A 17,737-nucleotide genomic window follows, 5' to 3' on the forward strand; every position below is an offset into this window, starting at 1 on the left:
GCCTCATGACACAGAATGGATACAATATGGATAAAGTCGATGACCCTCTCGATGGGGCTGACACCGATTCCGATGCTTTGGAAGGACCCCGGTGGCGCTTTATCGCGAAAACGCTGAAGCAGGAGATCCTGAGCGGGCATTTCGAGATCAACAGGCCACTGCCATCCGACACCAAAGTCGCCGAACGCTTTGCCGTGAGCCGCATGACGGCTCGCAAGGCCTTAGCGAGCCTTCAAAGCAAGGGGATCATCCGCATTGAACACGGGCGTGGCTCGTTCGTGGAGATCGATGCCCTCAAGTACCGCCTCAGCGGACGCCACACTTTCTCGAAGAACGTCATCGATAATGGCATGAGGCCGAGCCGTAGGTTGCTCGCGGCGGATATCGTCCAACCCGACGACTGGGTGCGGCAATCCCTTCGCTTACCCCTAGACTCTTCGGCCTTACGCATCCGACTCGTCAGCGAGGCCGACAACCGCCCTCTCGCATTGAGCACGTGCTATCTGGAACTACCGCGTTTCGACGGTTTCGTCTCGGCGCTTGGTCCCGAGGCAAACGTCGAAAACGCGCTACAGCAATTCGCTTTGGTGGAAAAAGCCCAGATCGATATCAACCTGCTCGCGCGGATGCCGAGCGAGGAAGAAGCAACCCTGCTGGATCAATCCCTGGCTAGGCCGGTCATGGAAAAGCGCGCATCAAGCATCGATCAGCATGATGAACCAGTCTGGTGCTACCAGGTGATCTATGCTGCCGATAGGGTCCAATTTCGGTTCGACAGATTGTAGATATTGATGACACTCGCAACCTCGTGAACAAATCGCCCGGCAGAACGATTTGGACCATGGTTCCGCCGCTTGCTATCTGGGTATTGACGCGTAGACAAGGATGTCACTGGTTGAGAGGTCCACATGCATGGCCCGAGTACAGCGCGAATGCGCCGCGATCGAAACCCAAGGTCGAAACCGATCGAACTATTGGAGTATAACCCGGATCGACACAGGCCCTCGGAGTCGCCGAATTCGTCGGTGCAAATCGCTGCTGCAGTTCTGCAGCGGCCTGCGCGCCGGATAATGCAATTCACAAGCCCCGTGACGGCGGCCCCCCTGCCGGTCTAAAAGAGGCCCTTGAGCAGTTCGCCGGCCTCAATCCGCCTGGGCGCCTTGCTTCTTAATCGATCGCCTTTCCGCCAACGATCGAAAGCCAGAATGTCCGCTGTTATCTTTTCCCCGACAAGCAGCGCCTTCTAGCATAACTAGGCTTGCCGAATGATGGCGATGTTTCGGCCGAAGCCAGCGATCACGATGCCGGCTTACCGCCGGGCACCCGGATCCACGACGCCAAAGCGGTGAGAGGATCGCGTTGCGGCTTCCATGGAACGACAAGGTGAATTCGCGATGCTTGCCGATCAGATTCCAACGTCTGTGGCGACCTCCGTTTTTGATCGTTTTGTTGGCACTCGCATGGCGGCCGGATCGCTTGTAACTCGTGCTTGAGGATCGACGCCCCACCTCATCTCTTTCCCTCTACCACACTATCACTCGACGCTAAGATCGCTTTGATCGGATGCTCACGAGGCCAAATGCGAGCACGCTCCCCGCTCCGCAGACCGCAAGGGATACTAATGCGGCGGTGACGCCATAATGATCTTGGACCGAACTGAAGAATAATGGCGCAAGAGACGCCGACAACAGTCGAAAGCCGTTGATCAACCCAACTCGACCTCCGTATCTGTCCTGCCCGTACGTCGCCAGGGGTAGCGTTCCACGACAGATGCAGTTTAGACCGGAGCTGAATCCGAGCAAAACAACGAAAACCGTAACTCCAAGGACGGAGTGAGAAGCTAGTGCAACGATAAGCGTAGCCGCGAAGAGCAGGAGGCATGAGAGAAGAGTGAGATGTATTTCGGCCATTCTCTCGGTGAGCGAAGCCGCAAAAAGCAGTATTAAGACCTGAGACGGTCCAAAAAGCGCTGAAATCAAAGGGCCCTCCGGACCTAAGCCAAACGTTGAGAGGATTGGAGTCATCTGACTAAGGAATGCTGATACGATAAATGCGGTGAGCGAAAAACCAAACGTTATCAACGCACAATCAATCGCCTTGGGGGAGGACTGTGAGTGGACTTGCGATTTGTACGATTTATCTAGAGCTGCAGGGCCAACGGGGGCTCTCCGACGAGCGCATACCATTAACGGAAGAGCAATGAGAACATTACAGCCCGCATAGATCCCAAACACCTCTCTCCAGGATATCCAAATGAGCAACAAAGAGGTGAGCGGCCAGAACAGCGTTGACGATAACCCACTGATCAAGGTCAGCAGAGCGATCTGCTGTTTTGCCTGCACCCCATCTCGTTGGATCAAGAACAAAACTGCAGCTTCGTAAAAAACAAAGGCAGACGCTATTTGTATGCTGAACAGCGCGAACGCGAATACGGTCGCATTCCAGGAGACTGCGGCTATTCCTAAACTGGTAGCGCCCAGAACTGAGGCGATTTCCATCGCTCTGGCGGCACCGTATCGGTCCATAAGGCGACCGGCGATCAACGACATTGGCGCACTCGCCAATTGAGCGAAGGAAAAACAAGCGAATATCCATGCACCTGTGACTGCGAGGTCACGGGCAACCTCGTTAGCCACACCGGCGATGCAATAGTAGAGTGTGCCGTAACTGATGATTTCTGCGCAGCCCAGAGCCGCGACAACGATTTTGTCATCCTTCCAGATGATCGCTAGCCCTCTCCTCGGTTCTCATACCTAACCGTCGCGTCTCCCGATTGTTGATCGTTGTCTTTAATCTGAGCTTATGAGACTGGCACTCGGCCCAGTCTCGTTGAGAATGCCATGCCATAGAGCGAAATCTTATACTCGTCGGCTGCCTATGTCGGAACGTCTCGGCTGCCATTTGCAGAATGGAAGTCCATACCTCGGGGGACACCTGACTCGGAATATCGTGGAAACCAGCCCAGTAGTTGAGATACTGCTCCTCGCTCATGGAGATCGTCTCGGTGGTAGCAAGAGAAATGCAGTTGCCGGCACGGCTTCGCCGGAACAGGACGTAATTGTCGAGAGAGCCATGTTTCAGCTAACGACGGGAGCAGGCGAAACGGAGCGGCCACGTGCTCCCTTCGATCTAGGGCCGCCAATTGCCATCGCCCGCCCCAGCCGATGCCGCGCCAGCACGGTTCCGCTTAGCGCCCCGCTCCCCCCGGAGCGGCGTATTATATAATGTGAGTATCCTCGAAAAATGAACGCTTGCGCCGCTCGCGTAAACCTACGGACAACCGCTTAAGCCTGAGGTTTCCGAAGAGTCTGTTTGGAATTGTGGTCGGAGTGTCGGGTGCGGTTCGGGATGGCAAGGCCAAACAAAGAGACTTCCGCAATGGCATGAAGGACTTGCTACCCTGGCCTGTTGCGCAAGAGCATGGGAGCAGACCCGTTCTCCAGAGCTGTCGGCCGGAGGATCAAGCTGGTGCTCGAGGATGGTATCTTCCGCTGGCCGAAGGTCGAGCATGGTGCGATGCGCTTGCCGAGAGGTAATTGTAGACGCTGCTGAGAATCTCGACTGGCAGCTTGTTCTTGGAAACACGTAAGACGCCGGCACGAACGCGACCGGGATAGTTTCTGCCGGCCCTGCGCGATGTGAATCAAAATCATCGGATGCGTCGCCGGATGGGCGAATATTTTCTGAATTGGCAGTGAGCAACACCCGGCCTTACTTTCCGAGACGATGAGGGCGATGCCGCTCGGTAAGCGAGAGCCAACGGCTGTATCAGATCATCAAAAATGCAGCGGCATCGGTTTGGCCGGCGAGAGAGCGATGCCTGAAGATGAAATGCAGTTGGGCCTGGAAGAAGTCGAGGAGGCGGCAGCTGCGCCCGTTAGCCGGTCCCGGGGAAATAAGAAGCGGGGCTCCGCTCGACGTCGCAGCGCCGCAACTTGGTCTTGGGTCACCAGGCGTCTTACGACATCCGGAGGTGCAGACAATCTCAGGCAGCCTTTGCAGCCCTTGATTTCGGCCGCTTCACGTGCGGTACGCCGGCGTCAATCGCACGCTGCTCCATCGCCCAATGAGGACTGCCGATTTTGTTGGCGAGGTACGGCTCAGTCGCGCGATTGTCCCAGATTACGATGTCGCCTGATTTCCCGTTCCAGCGCACCGTATTCCGCGGCGCGACAAGATACGACTGCAGCCGCTCAAACAGTCTTTGACTAGGATAGCGCTGCAGACCGACGAAGTTCTGCACGGAGCGTCCGAGCCAGAGCATACGTTCGCCGGTCTCGGGATGAACACGAACGACCGGATGTGTCGTTTCGTAGATCGTTCCGGTGGATACGCCGCCCCATGGCCGCTTGTTGGATTCGGTGGCCCCCTCTGTCGGAGTGAGATCGGATGCGACGAAGCTCACAGCCCAGAGGTTATCTGCAAGCATCCGCAGGGGATCGGGAAGATCAAGATAAGCTGCCGCCGTGCTCGACCAAGCGATGTCCCCGCGAAAAGGCAGGATCGATGCATCCCGCAGCACTGAAGTTGTTGCGCGGCCGGCACTGAAGACGACCTCATCCTTCACCTGGTCGATATGACTGCGGGCGCGATCAGGCACCGTCTTCCCAACTATTAAACCTCCCCTTGTGTCCACCATGGCGGGATTCGGTATCAGTGAGCCGAGCCGAAGCAAAAAACGCTGTTGCTGGGCATCATCGAAATCTCCCTGATCACGGAAGAAGATGACCTTATGCTCTAGCAGCAGCCGGTAGAAGGCTACGATGACCTCGTCTGGCAAATCCTCCGACAGCGTAATATTTTTGATTTCGGCACCAAGCCGGTCCGCGTGCTTGACGATGTCTGCTCGCGGGATGACGTTATCAACAGTCATTGTGCCACTCATGTCGGCGCCTCTCTCCGTGGATGTCTAAACAAGCCCCGTGTTTGGTGGTCGTGCCTGGCGACAATCCCGCCAAGGCGGTCTTGAGGACACGGATCCGAATTGTCTGAGCGTGGGTCATCACTCCCCACAATTAGGCGGCTGATTTTTGATACACACCACCAGCATCTTAGGATCTCACTCCCTCTGCGCGCCGATGCGTCCAGTGCCGTTCCCATCGAAGGACACTCGCATATCGGGCCACCAGATCGATTTGCTGCCTGATCAACAGTGCAGATCATAGACGCAATCCATGTCCAGTCCATGAAACGAAACCAGCTTTCTTTTCGAGCTTGCGTAACGTTCGCCTCGTCTCAGAACTCGTGCTTGAAAAATCTGCGAAGGACAATTGCGTCGTCACCTCACGCGACCGGTATGGCCTCATCCGCCAAGAATTGAACTCGTTCGCGGCCTGCGCTCGCGAAGCGGATACGACAGGACGCCTCGCCTCGGTATGCCAATTCTATCTTAAGGCGTATATTCTATCTACAACCACCCCAACGAGTTCGCAATCACTTCCTCGCGACTTGGAGTTGTCCAATGCGCGTCGTCTTTTCGTCGGCTGGTTGATTGGGTTGTTCTTCTTGCCGAGCAGGAAAGTCGCGCAAAATGTGAACGCTGCAACTCCCATTGCAGCTAAACAACGGACTCAATCCCTCGATTTGCGAAATCTGCGCGTGTCACCGAATGCAGGTCGTCAGGGCTGTGACCTACGTTCCTGGCTCTGTCCGGAGGCGTAGATTTTCCTTACGGCGCGCAGCTTGTTTTAGCTTCCTGGCAGTTGACCGCACAAAATAGAGACAGAGCGCGGCCCCCGGAGGAATACCGTGCGCCGCCGAGACAATGCAGCGACTTCGCGCTCTCACACATTGCCAGCCGCAAGTACTGTCAGGCTATTTTTGCCCCTATCGGCAGCACGAGGCTGAAGGCAGCGCCTGATCTAAGATCATGAGCCAGGATCCAACTTCCTAAGATCGCCCTGCTTTCGTCTAATGGCCTTAAGGCGCGTGAACATGATCACACACGCACCAAAAATGCGGGATTTCAGAGAAGACGATGAAAGAATGCACCAGCTGCGCAACAACGCGCCAACACGAACGAGCCATCATGCAAGATGCGCATCGCCGCAACAAAGATACTTTTCAAGAACCTGAGATTCGTCACAGGCCGCAGTAAACTCCGTTAAGCTTGCTTGCTTGTGTAGAGAAGCCGCTTGTAAGAGCTGCTAGATGGCGCAAGCTATGCGACAAACGAAGAGCGAAGTCTGAACTTGATCGCCGGCGCCCAGCAGGATCTGCGATGCAAGCAGCCGACGCTTTGCCGGTCTTCTCGCCCTTTCCGTTCGCTTGCTCCGGGTTGGCTCGCCGATCGGGTCAGGCGCAACGTGTTTTATCACGTCGCCCCCTTGCGCCCGATCACAACGAGCCTTCGTGCAAGGCCCGCTCCCGAAGATCCAGCGAGTTTCCAGCACTCTCCGCGCGATCCGATCCGAAGTCAGCACCGCGCGGCATGTAGCAGCCGGAGGATCTCGACCGGCCGGAGTGACAGTTCGCGACAGTTGCTCAATGGTTCTAATCCGTCAACGCGACATCGCAAGGCTTGATATTTTTTCCTTGAGCCTCCGGCGCGCTTTCGTCCCACCAGCTAGAATAGTTTACTCGAACTTGCGCTGGTCGCCGTCTTTGCCCACCAAATCGCCCAGGTTCTTTGCGGGTGCTTGGTCAATCGCCGGATGCCACTATGATCCCGCTTCGCGAGATCCGCTGGCCAACCCTGAATTGATTCCGTTTACGACAAATGCCGTTTCGCGCGCTTAGCCGTTCCGGGTCAGCTTCCACGACAGCGCGCTCCCTGAATGGTTCCAGTTCGCGGGCGCTTTGCTGATGGATTCGGATCGGCGTGCTTAATCCTGTTTGGTTGGGCCGGTAGGTTCGCCGGCACCGCTACTTTCGGATGAAGATCGACGAGAGCCTTGCTGTAGCCACATCGAGGGAGCACTGGTCAAGGCGTTCTGCCCAACTTGCCTGAGAACTTCGACGGACGTCTCGCCGCGAGAGGCGGCTTCTAGAATTTTGGAAGCGACGTGCGCTCGGATGCCGGTCTCCTCACGCGACAGCCCCTTGCACACTTCATCCAGAATTCGACGGAGACAGGCGGTGGTTTCGGAGTTGAGCATAGAAGGTCTCCTCCAATGGAGCGGTGCAATGACTGCACAGCACGGCGAATTTCACGACATAAATACTATCAACTGCCAATGTGAACGGCGATGGAAATTAAACATCTTCACTTAAGGTTGCATGATCATACAATGAAGAACGTCGCGCGTCATCAAGTCCGGTGTCTTTAGCGAAGATTACCGACATACTCGGGTAAGTCGTTCGATAGCCTGATGGTCTTGTCCGCGCTAAGCTGGGCCTCGTGGTTGAACATGTCAGCTCGTGGCGCATCATCAATGATCGGCGATTTATTCGATATCGTGAACCCGACAAGCTCTGTCGATGACGCTAGACTAGCCCGCGGGCGCGATCCAGTTCACGTTCTGAGTAGATGTCTGCGCACTCTGCACCCAGCTCGAGCGCGGGAGCACCTCCTGAGTCAGCAGCACCGAAGAAGATCACGGCTCTCCTCCTGATGAAGGCTCTAATCCTGGCCAGAGTTCAGCCGTCTGATCGAATTGAAAGCCAAGCCCGGCGCGCCCCTCCATGACCGCAATCGATTCAAGGACCGCCGCCGTCATCCGATCCGCGAAAGAAAGTCCGGCAACTCCCTTTCAGGACACTGAGTGACATGCCCTCAGTACGCGGATGAGTTTACGAGGCGTTCCCAAAAAGATCGACTTGGTCTGCCCTCGGGCGACGAGCGCCGAGCTTCCAGGGTAACGGCTTCCTTACAGCGTCTTCAAATACTCTAGAAGCGCCCGCCGTTCGGCGTCGGTCAATTCTGGCCCGATGACCCCAGGCGGCAGCTTCGTTATGTCGGTTTCCTTGCCCTCAAAAGAATGCCCGCGATTGCTATTCCCAAGCAAAGATACGTTGAAGTCCGTCAGCCCGGCCGCGCAGGCGTCGTTCGCTCGTACTTTCGCAACGAGCCCGACGTCAACAGGATCGAATTTGCGGCTGCCCACGCAGAAAGAGCTCGGCCGCCGACCCTGCGGCAATAACATGTCCTTCAGCGTCGGCACGGATCCGTTGTGCAGATATGGAGCCGTTGCCCAGACGCCGTCCAACGGACGCGCCCGGTATTGAGGTTCAAGGGCAAGGACATCTTCGTCCTTGCTGTTACGGCGCACCCGCGCCCCAAGGTATGCTCGCGGGTTTTGGCAATTCTTCCTCGGCCCCCACATCTGCTGCTTGGTGTTTTCGGAGGAGTTGTTCGCGAGGTTCCATTGATCGATCGTCTTGCCCACGACATCCATTAGCGCGAGCACAAATAAGGGGTTTGGCGCCGGATCGGCCGGAAGGCCGCATCCCCAGGTTTTGTTCAGGTCATCGATCGGATTGAGGCCGAGTGAGGCAGGTAAGTGAACACGCCGAGTTGTCAGGACATTGGATTGTTGGCGATCAGTGCCGATCGCGTTCACCGGCAGCTGAGCGACGTTGAAATAGTGGCGTCCGCCGATCTCCACCCAATTCTTCTCGCCCTTGGCAGAGCGATCTGGGTTCTCCGGCTTCCAGAACGAATCTTCCGGCCACTTTGCGTCGAATGCGGGATCGTTAACGGGCCCTCGGTGGCATTCAAAGCAGTGCGAGCGATAAAGATCGCGCCCTTTCTCAACGAGTTTCTCGTCAATGGCCCAGGACGGGTCGCCTAGAAACCTGTCCTGCGCATCCTTCCACCGTGGCGCGACAAGCCCGTTGAATTTCCTGCCGCTTGCCTCCGCCGACGAAAAGGGATCGGTGCCGCGCAAAAGCTCCTCAAAACGCGCAATGTCCGCTAGATGGATGGATGATTCAAATAGCGGCCGTCCCGGCGCGGGCGCCCTCATATTGATTTTCGCGCTGACGCCGAGCGCTTCGCCCGAATTGCGAACAAGCTCGTTGAGAACAGAGGCGTCATACTGCGCCCATAGGAAGTACGGCGTGTCCCAGATTGGCGGAAAACTCACAGGAGCGTCGTTGCGCGCGAAGTTGCCCTTGAGGAGCGGATCTGGGAGTTCTCCGCTCGCTGGATCGAGAAAATTTGTGTAGAAGACCTGGTTGCCGATCCGGTTCAAGGCATCAAGCCGACCGAAACCCTCGTCCAGGTTCGTCACGCCCTGCCTCGTCAAAAGGCTATCGTTTGCGGCCTTTTGCTTCTTGATCTTTTGAAGTGCGCGCTCCAGATCACCTCGAAGCTTCTTGCGGTCGATGCTGCGACCTTGAATGCTTTCCAGCCGGTCGGCGAAGCGCTCAAACCGCCACGGCAACATCAGCGTATAGCCGATCGATAACCCAATGACCCGTTCAACCTCGCCGAGATTGACCATCGCGGGCCCACCATCGTAGCGAATGCTGACATTCTTGTACTCGAGATGACCTGTATGACAGGCGGCGCAAGTTAGTCCGATCTGATCTTCGTAGAAATCTCCCGTTGTCGGGTCGACGCCCCCTTTCAGGATCGCGAAACCCACAGGCAAACCATTTGCGTTGTCAGGTATGCTCGCTGTCCAAGTGGAGCTAGCGCCCTTGGCGTCCTCCTGGTAGCCGTACGCGGGTGAGCTAGCGTCAAAGTCCTTTGAGCTCGGACTTGGGATGAAACCAAGGCGTCGCAGATAATCGTTGTCCGTCAGGCTCGTGTAGCGGACCGACAACTCAGGACGTTCTAGAGCCAGGAACCATTTATAGGGGACGGGAATAGTCGCCGTGCCTTGGGACGTGTGGTGGAACCAGTAACGCTGCCGCGCACTCCAGTTCTGCGGCAGCCAGTATGCGCTATCGATCTTCGATGGCGCGGGCAGCGTCGCGGGCAGCAATTGGGCAACCAGATTTGCGTCATTCTTGACCTTGAGCGCCGCATCGCGAAGCTTCTCCGGTACGAAATACGCCATCCCTATTGACGCCGCCACGACGAACACAATCGCGAACAAGAGACCGACAACATGAGGCCACCGCCTCACCACGCCACCCACCCAAAGGTTGAACGAACGTGCCCCCATCCCAAAATTCTCCTTAATCTCAGATGCGCCTGCCGCCGCGCGAGCGCGCCGGCCAGCGAAGGCGCTTATTACTTGTTCAGCAATTGGCTATTGATGAAGGTGACGACGTCGGTGGTCTCGGCTGCCGCGCGTCGCGTTATGGTCGCGGCCGCTGGGCCACCATGCAGGAATGAGGGGAACCAACCGAAATTGCGAACATTCCAGTCTTCTTTCGGTAGAACGGCTCGGTTCACGCCTGACACCGCGAAGCCTTGCACTTTCCTGGCCAGCGGCTGGGCGGTTTCGGTGTGACAGCTCACGCAATCCGTATTGAAAAAATGACTCTTCTTCGTGTCGGCAATGACATTGACGATCTCGAGTACGCGGCTATTTGGCACCTTGGCATCGATGAAATCGGCTGTCGAAACACCCTTACGATCGGCCGGGTCCAAGGGAGGATTCTGCAGCGCCGCGTGGCGACACGTCGTCGGATTCTGGTTGTTCGTGACAGGCCGCGGGACCACGTGCGTCTGGCCGACGATGCTGAACATCTGCGCGGCATGAAGGCCGTCGAGCGTCGGGCCAGGCACTGGTATCAACCCGGCCTGCGGGACCCTCAGCATCGAGACGAAAACCCAGGGTTCGGGCGGTGAAATCCCCATGACAGCCATGGTGTTGAGGCGCTGCGGCGAGAGATGCTTTTCCAGCAAAGCTTTGAGGGCATCACGAAACGGTTTTGCGGATGCACCGATAAGGCCCGGGTGCACGTTCATGTCACCGGCAGTCGAGACCTTGACATTGCCGAACTTTCCCGCCGCAAGTTGATCACGCAATGATGCAACGTCACGAACGATTGCCTTGAAAGCTTGATCGTCAGGTTTAAATCGCGGGAATGGCCCACAACCATCAAGAGGTGAATCAGGCTCGAGGTTGAAACTGAAGATAAGATGACCGGCAGTGTCATGGACCTTCAATCCCTGGGGTCCATTGGTCACCGGCTGAATGATCAGGCGGATTTGCGGTTGCCGGCCAAACTGGGCGATGACATCAGTAGATAATCCCGGGGCTCCCGGATCGATCCGGATGCCCGCAACGAACCAGGCATCGATCTTTTTCACGATATCAGGCAGCTGAATGCGGCGTGTGCCCGAGTCCGGCACGCCTTCGCGTTCTGGATTTTCGGCGTTTGCAACGAAACGCGAAAAATCCTCATCGGACAAAAGCCGCTGCGGAGCCCCAGTGGGGCCGGCGAGGTCGGACACCGCGATCAGATTGACGAGGTCTGCTGGCGCTTTCGGTGGAGGAAACAGGATGGACACGTCGTTGGCCGAAAGCGGCTTCGATGGCGTCTCGGCCCGGGCTGTTCCTGCTCCCAAGGCAACGGCGACGATCAGCCCCGCTGCGGACAGACTTGTAAACAGCCAACCAAGTTTTGACCGGCGGATTTCACCTTTTGCCATCGTCAGCAATTCCCCTGTAAGACTAAACAATCGAAAGTCCGATCTACATCGCTTTCAGTCACATAATTCCCGCCCGCGGCCCGGTATCAGGATGTTTACTCGCTGCCGTAAAATTTACTCTGCAAGGTCTTGAGTTGTGTCGGATGTAACGCCTCTTCAATGCAGCCGAGAAACATCTGGCTTCTTGCATGGACACGCTCCCTATCGGTTGGGCCATGCTCCATGTCGGTTTGCAGCGCGCGCACGGCGATCCAGTCCTTCGAGGGATCCTTGAGCAACTCAAACAACGTTCGGTTCCGATAGGGATGAAGCCGAAAGTGAGCGAAGGCGACCTTGGCTGAGATCTTCGCATCGCGCAGTGCATCGGGAAGCGTGAGGAGATCAAGCCCGGCCAGTTCTCCGATCTCTTGCATTTGGTTCTGCGCTTCCTGATATTGCTCGCGTCCCACCAGTTGATACATTCCTCGTGGACGAAACAGCCAACCGTCGTCCGTCCCCACCTGGTTTCCGAAGGGGTTGCCCTCGTAACCAAGAACAAAGTTGGCCAATTCCTTCGGATGGTTGAGCAACGCCTCCATGCCGACGGGCGATTTGTTCGCGGCCGCTAGGTCGGCGTTGTTCTTTTCTATTCGGTCGCGCCATTTACGCGGCAGTTGAGAGACCGCGCTGTAAGAGAAGTCTTCGCTGCTGCGTGTAAAATCGGCGCTGTCGTAGGAGATTGCCCCCAGGATATAGGCCAGGATCCGTGGATCGCGCTCCTCGATGCGGTCCCATTCCTGCAGCAAAGCCTTGACCTGCTCGGCCTGGAAATACGCCATATAGCTCTTGCGATATGGCGGCACGGGTGCAGGAACTGGCGCATGATTCTTGCTCGATTCGGCCAGTTCATGCTCGTACGCAGAGACTTTATCCTGGTATTTCTGATAGCCACGCTCCTGCAACCACTTGCTCTCATAGCAAGCAAGTAACGGCTGCGGCTTGATCTTTGAAGCGGGCCTGTATTCCTTCTCCAACTCATCGGCGTAAGCAGCCTTTGCAAGCTTGGCATCCCTAAGTGCCTCAAATGCAGATGCGACGGATCCGTTCAAGAGATGAAACAATTTCACTTGCAAGCAATCCGCGTTGCTCTGCTTCTTGCGGGATTGATCGAAGTCATCCTTCGGCACACAATCCCAAAAGCGGCCGCTGCTTAGCGAAATGATATCTTCGGTTTTCTCAGATAGCGTCCAACCAAGCGGCAGGTTGTAAAACGAGCCTGTGATGTCTATTCGACCGAACGTTGGAAAGCGTTGCACGCTAGGCGTTACATCGCTCGTTGGCCGACGATCGATATTGTTCGCGTGGTCGAGCGCAACATAGGTTCGAGAGGTTCGCGTGCTCAAGAGCGCGCGCACCGGCTCCATGAGCTCACCGAACTTGAAAGAGCCGTGGTCTCCAAACTGACCGCTCACCAGCGACAGCAGATAAATCCGGAATTTTGGCGCGTCAGAGGTGCCCTTGATGCTCTTGAGCCGCTCAATCAAATCGAGCGCGGTCTCTATTCCGGAATTCTCGACATATCCGCCGTCCACGAGGCGGGCCTGCGGATTGGCGGTAATACAATCGTTCCGCAAGGAGACCGTCGCTGCCGGCGTCACCCATGGAAACCGAGCGCTGGTAAAGGCCGCGGCACTAAGCGGAATCCGCAGCGAGTGGCTCTTGACACTTTGATCGGCTCCTGTGCCGGCACGATCAAGCATCGAGAGAATACAGAGGTCTTTGTCTTTCACGTGGAGCGGGTCGATATCGAATGGCGAGATCACAACGCGCTTGCCGCTACCGGCATCCGTCGTGTTCAACAACAGCGCCGGCATATTGTTGGAAGGTGTCCAATGTGACTGAAAATCGGCCTTTAGCAGATTGGATTGGTCGCCAACACCCTTTTGGTTCTTGAGCATTCTGTCTGCAGCATTCTCCAGCGTGTACTCCAGAAAACGCGCGCGATCAAAACTTGGGATAGCGAACGGAGAAAACAGCTGGGTGAAGTCGGTAAATAGAAAACCGGCAACCAAGGGCGAGAGAAAATCAGTCTCCAAGATGCTTGCAACGCGCTGTTCCACCTGCCCGGGGGCATCGACATCCTCGGCCCGGCCGGCGCCGGCCAGAAAGTCGGCGATCTTCGGGCATGTCTTTGCGTCGGGAGCGACCGTATCAAGTGGCGCCTTGTCGGCATGAAGCGCAGCTGCAAAGATTGCCGAGCCGACACTCCCCCCGGAGACGCCGCTTATCGCAAACAGATGCTGCCGAAATGCCGGACAGAGATCCTGCATCCTGGCAAGAAAGCGCGCCGCATTGTTGGCTGCGTAGATGCCTCCGCCCTGGGCAGCCACAATGAACACCGGATATTCTCCGAGCCTCTCGGCCTCGGCCAGGCGCGGTTTTTGCCGAAGCCAATCCCGAAATGCTTCGACTGCAGAAGTGCGCATGTCTTCTGATGGGCCGGTTGCTCCGGCCACGCTGCGTAGCCCGTGGTCATCGCCTCCGAACAATGAGGCAACCACGAACAAGCCGCCAAACACAACCGGTATAAAAGGAAAATTGAACCTGATCGTCAGTAGTGCAAAGTGGGTGGTGAGACCGGCCACGCACATCGCAAAGAGAGCGATTACGCCGAACGATCCGACGAATTGTGCAAGTCTGTCCGGAAACAAAACGAACCCGGTCGTCAACAGGGCGATACCGCCGATCGTGAGCGCGAGAAATCTATAGCGGATGAAATAGGCGATGTTCGCCCGGTTCGCGAGTGCCGCCGAGCGATGTTTTGATCCCATCTGCCAAGCGAATACGACAAACGAGGCGAGCAGGATCAACATGGCAAGCGCAAGGATGAGTAGCATGTTCCGCTCGAAGGCGAGCGCTTGGTCCTGAATGCGGAAGATACTCCCGACCTCCTCGACCTCTCCGATCTTTTCAGCCGGCCGCGAGGCGAGTTGACCTGCCGTCGCGGCGATGATCGGCAACGCTCCGAGTACAATGGGTGCAACTTTGATACAAAGCGCCACGGTCCCCCTAGCGGGCGGGATATGAGGCAGGGTTGCGGCGCTAAGCTGAAAAGCGGCCGCCCAGATCGTAAGCGCAATCACGCCTACGGCGACGAACTCCTTGAGCGTTACCCACCCAATATCGTCAGCGGCTATCCGGTAGAGCTCTTGAATCTGATCTGGCAAGTACAGCAATATTGAAATGAGGACCGAGAAGACAGCAATCCACCGCAGGTTGCGCAGTAATGTAAAGAGCTGCTCGCGCACAGTCATCCCGTCAATTTCCCATACTGTCATCGGAGATAGTCCTGAGCGAGCAAATAGGCTTGGATTTTAGAAATTCGTACCAGCCCTCGTCGAGGGCCTGCGCGGTAGATAGCGGGCGGCCCGCAACAAATTGAGCGGAGATCTCCTATCGGACACCGACCCGAAAATTGAGAACATAACCTACAGTAGTGGCGCGATTTATCGAATATTCTCTTGAATCGTCAAGAGATTTTCGATGCTGAGGATCAAAACCCGTGATGTCGATGTTTCGCGCTCTCGATCCGCCACCTTGCGCATTTTTTCTTCACTCGTTTGTTTAGAACGCAATAAAGCCGCATGCCCCACCTCACTCACGTGATCGGTCGATGGCAGGTCGTCATTACCGGACGTGGGCTTCAATGCTTACGGACGCGCGGACCGCGTCAGGCAATCCGCTACTTACTCGGCGGCGCCCAGTCCGGCGCAAAGCAGATCGCTTCCAATGATCTGATCGGTCAGCCCACATGGATTCAGGCACCGTCGATCGCCTTCAAAACCGTGATGCGCGCGGACTTGAAAATCGGCGATGAAATCCGGATGCCAAAGACGCTGATTACGAACTCGCAGCAGACCATGTCGTCGTTGATCTACCAGAGTGCTGCGCAGCAAGGCACCTTCCTTTTGTCGTCGATGCACCACTTGGGCAATGATAGGCAGCTGGACGGCTAGAGCTGGGTGACCAAGTTCAACGCCTTCCCGAAAACAGCGCAGAGCACATAGCGCTCGCGATTGAAAGCATCAAAATGCGCGGAAGCCGCAAGGGCACCAACCAAGGTGCTCCCTATCATCCGGGAGCCATGAGCATGGCGGCGCACCTATCTCTGGGAGTAAGGAGTCGGAGTGCGCCAAAATGCAACCTTTTTCGGTAAAGCCTTGGCGTGTAGAATGTGTAGGATCACTTGAGGATCCGCGATGGCAGCAGAAAGCATCAGCATCTTGCCTTCTATCGTATCCGGCGTGTTTGGTTTCGTCGGAGTATTGGCGGGCCTTGGATGGAATGCGCTTCAAACGCCAAGAACGGAGCGTCGCTTGCGCGAGAACACACGGACCGTACTACGCACCTCGCTCAAGGCCGAACTCACCAGTCTGGCGAACTTGATGAGATCAGAGATCGCTTATGTTGAGCGCAACGACTTCACCTGGATTCCTCTGGTCGACAGCTTCAAGGTATATATTGCCAACATCCAGAACTTAGGATTGCTTACACCAATCGAGGTTCAGAAAATTACAGAAGCATATTATCAGTACCAGGAGAGCGCGGGATATGTCGCCCGGATCGCCAAAGATCAGCCCGACAAGCCAGCAATCGGCAGACATATCGAGTTTGATTTCACGAAGGCTGAAGCCCACACGAGAAATGACCTTATAAACACGCTCACAGACATTGTGACCAAGGCCGATGAAGCGATCCGAGAACTTGAATCTCAACTGAGTGCCCAACCCCTTCAAGCCGCGCGTCGATGACGGCCATCGCTGCCTCAAATGAGAGCATCGTCTTCTCGTCGAAGTGCTGCGCGGCCGCTGTTTGTCGTTACGCACTCCGCGACGCATGGACACATGACGCACCGGCCGCGGCTGATCGAGTACATCGGTCGCTCAGTTGTCCGAAAATCCCAGGCGCCGACAGCACAGGGAGCGCGGCGGGGCTGCCCGGAAGGGAAGCAACTCTTAGAGGCACTAGTACATGCCAGACGAGAAAGATGCCGCGACATTCAAGCAGATGGTCGACGCCGCCATCATAAGGCTCGCGGGCCTGCCCGATGATCAGATAATCGTTCAGCTCGAGCGGATCGTGAGCGCATTCGAGCAAGTGGTGCGCGATGGCTCGCCGGAGGTATCGACATTGGCTTTGGAAAAGCTGCGCAATTACTTCCTCGCTGAGATTAGCCAACAGCTCAAACAATTGAGCGGCGGCGGAGCTCCGGGAAGAGCGTAAGACTCTCGCGGATTTAATGGCCCCGGCGCGCGACCACTCACGCCGGGGCCAACGAGAACGATCGGCGGTACGTCCGCGCTAAGTCGGGTCTCTAAAAAACCGCCCCGCCGTTGCCGGCACGTCAGCACGACGGAGCGGTTGGGCTGGAAAGAGGAGATCCGGATCAGCGCGAATGATCATGCAGGATGTGTGCTGACAGATCAACTTGCGCGCTTGTTACCCTTATTCGCGAGCGCGCGGGATTTGCAGTAGGTTCAATCGACGCAGGGACGCACTCACACACGCACTCCCAGGAGATCCACGAGTGAATCCCGAAGCACTTCTTCCTGCGAGTAATGCGATCGCCGAAAGCTCGCGCGCCGACGTAGCGAAGGTCGGCGAGCAGATGAACGCGAAATACGACGCGCTCGATGGTGAGCTGAAGCAGTTCAAGTCCGACGCTAAGAAGAAGGACGAGGACGACGGCGATCCGATGGGCAACGATCCGGACGAAAGCACAGCGCACTGCGGCCGGCTCCGTCTCGCGCTCTGAAATCGAACTCTTCTCGCACGTGCGCGAGCTGCAGCTTCGCCAACCAGTCCATCAGACGCCGGCTACCCGCAATGCATTTGCCGATTTGCGGGCCAGGGCCGACGTCGCGTACGTCGCGCTCGGCGAGCGCGCTTCGCTTCCGATGATGAACGGAAGCATTCTCGATTATCAGGTCAGGCTTAACCGCGCTGCAGCGGCATTCCAAAAGTGGAAAGACACGGAGCTTGCAGTGATCGCGCGGGATAGCTCCACGCTCAACACGGTGTGCGACCAGATCCGCGCCGAGCGGTTGAGTATGGTCTCAACCCGCCAGACCTGAAACCGTTCGAGCACCGCATGATCCGCGAGACGCTGCCGGGTGGTCACCAGGCGACGCGCTTCCTCGGCAACGGTACCATCTTCAAGCAGATGTCGCGTCCGGTTCGGCACGTCGCCTTCATCGGAACCCG

11 protein-coding genes are annotated in these 17,737 nt (G+C 56.6%); 7 read left to right on the forward strand and 4 right to left on the reverse strand.

Annotated elements, in window-relative coordinates:
- Positions 1–26: 26 nt before the first annotated feature.
- Both I6F21_RS26925 and I6F21_RS38885 read left to right on the forward strand, forming a co-directional pair.
- Positions 27–785 (forward strand): GntR family transcriptional regulator, encoded by a 759-nt coding sequence (locus I6F21_RS26925; protein WP_225183734.1) that lies wholly within the window; start codon positions 27–29, stop codon positions 783–785.
- Positions 786–2,253: 1,468 nt separating this feature from the next.
- Positions 2,254–2,382, forward strand: coding sequence for a hypothetical protein (locus I6F21_RS38885; protein ID WP_276573623.1), 129 nt, complete (start codon positions 2,254–2,256; stop codon positions 2,380–2,382).
- Between the two features lie 1,603 nt (positions 2,383–3,985).
- Here I6F21_RS38885 and I6F21_RS26935 read toward each other — a convergent pair.
- From I6F21_RS26935 to I6F21_RS26955, 4 genes are all read right to left on the reverse strand, one after another.
- Entirely contained in the window at positions 3,986–4,873 is an 888-nt protein-coding gene (locus tag I6F21_RS26935) for a TauD/TfdA family dioxygenase (RefSeq protein ID WP_225183736.1), read from the reverse strand.
- A 2,935-nt stretch (positions 4,874–7,808) separates the two neighbouring features.
- Entirely contained in the window at positions 7,809–10,055 is a 2,247-nt protein-coding gene (locus tag I6F21_RS26945) for a di-heme-cytochrome C peroxidase (protein WP_225183737.1), read from the reverse strand.
- Positions 10,056–10,123: 68 nt separating this feature from the next.
- Positions 10,124–11,494, reverse strand: a complete 1,371-nt coding sequence (locus I6F21_RS26950; RefSeq protein WP_225183738.1) for a hypothetical protein — start codon at positions 11,492–11,494, stop codon at positions 10,124–10,126.
- A 95-nt stretch (positions 11,495–11,589) separates the two neighbouring features.
- Positions 11,590–14,787, reverse strand: a complete 3,198-nt coding sequence (locus I6F21_RS26955; protein WP_225183739.1) for a hypothetical protein — start codon at positions 14,785–14,787, stop codon at positions 11,590–11,592.
- 330 nt (positions 14,788–15,117) lie between these two features.
- On the opposite strand from I6F21_RS26955, the gene I6F21_RS26960 reads away from it, so the two are divergent.
- The 5 genes from I6F21_RS26960 to I6F21_RS26980 all read left to right on the forward strand — a co-directional run bounded on the left by I6F21_RS26960 (position 15,118) and on the right by I6F21_RS26980 (position 17,607).
- Positions 15,118–15,489, forward strand: coding sequence for a hypothetical protein (locus tag I6F21_RS26960; protein ID WP_225183740.1), 372 nt, complete (start codon positions 15,118–15,120; stop codon positions 15,487–15,489).
- Positions 15,490–15,732: 243 nt separating this feature from the next.
- Positions 15,733–16,284, forward strand: coding sequence for a hypothetical protein (locus I6F21_RS26965; RefSeq protein ID WP_225183741.1), 552 nt, complete (start codon positions 15,733–15,735; stop codon positions 16,282–16,284).
- Between the two features lie 220 nt (positions 16,285–16,504).
- A complete protein-coding gene (locus I6F21_RS26970; RefSeq protein WP_225183742.1) occupies positions 16,505–16,756 on the forward strand; it encodes a hypothetical protein in 252 nt (83 codons plus the stop codon).
- 304 nt (positions 16,757–17,060) lie between these two features.
- A complete protein-coding gene (locus I6F21_RS26975) occupies positions 17,061–17,288 on the forward strand; it encodes a hypothetical protein (protein WP_225129990.1) in 228 nt (75 codons plus the stop codon).
- A gap of 19 nt (positions 17,289–17,307) precedes the next feature.
- Positions 17,308–17,607 carry a hypothetical protein gene (locus tag I6F21_RS26980; protein ID WP_225183743.1) on the forward strand — a complete coding sequence of 100 codons (300 nt, stop codon included), beginning with the start codon at positions 17,308–17,310 and terminating at the stop codon, positions 17,605–17,607.
- The last annotated feature ends 130 nt before the right edge of the window (positions 17,608–17,737 follow it).

Origin of the sequence: Bradyrhizobium sp. NBAIM03 (genome assembly GCF_020194055.1) — a bacterium.
Classification (GTDB): domain Bacteria; phylum Pseudomonadota; class Alphaproteobacteria; order Rhizobiales; family Xanthobacteraceae; genus Bradyrhizobium; species Bradyrhizobium yuanmingense.

Coding starts and splice junctions, on each gene's coding strand:
- I6F21_RS26925 (WP_225183734.1), top strand. CDS start 27: ATGGATAAAGTCGATGACCCTCTCGATGGGGCTGACACCGATTCCGAT.
- I6F21_RS38885 (WP_276573623.1), top strand. CDS start 2,254: ATGAGCAACAAAGAGGTGAGCGGCCAGAACAGCGTTGACGATAACCCA.
- I6F21_RS26935 (WP_225183736.1), bottom strand. CDS start 4,873: ATGACTGTTGATAACGTCATCCCGCGAGCAGACATCGTCAAGCACGCG.
- I6F21_RS26945 (WP_225183737.1), bottom strand. CDS start 10,055: ATGGGGGCACGTTCGTTCAACCTTTGGGTGGGTGGCGTGGTGAGGCGG.
- I6F21_RS26950 (WP_225183738.1), bottom strand. CDS start 11,494: ATGGCAAAAGGTGAAATCCGCCGGTCAAAACTTGGTTGGCTGTTTACA.
- I6F21_RS26955 (WP_225183739.1), bottom strand. CDS start 14,787: ATGACTGTGCGCGAGCAGCTCTTTACATTACTGCGCAACCTGCGGTGG.
- I6F21_RS26960 (WP_225183740.1), top strand. CDS start 15,118: ATGCCCCACCTCACTCACGTGATCGGTCGATGGCAGGTCGTCATTACC.
- I6F21_RS26965 (WP_225183741.1), top strand. CDS start 15,733: ATGGCAGCAGAAAGCATCAGCATCTTGCCTTCTATCGTATCCGGCGTG.
- I6F21_RS26970 (WP_225183742.1), top strand. CDS start 16,505: ATGCCAGACGAGAAAGATGCCGCGACATTCAAGCAGATGGTCGACGCC.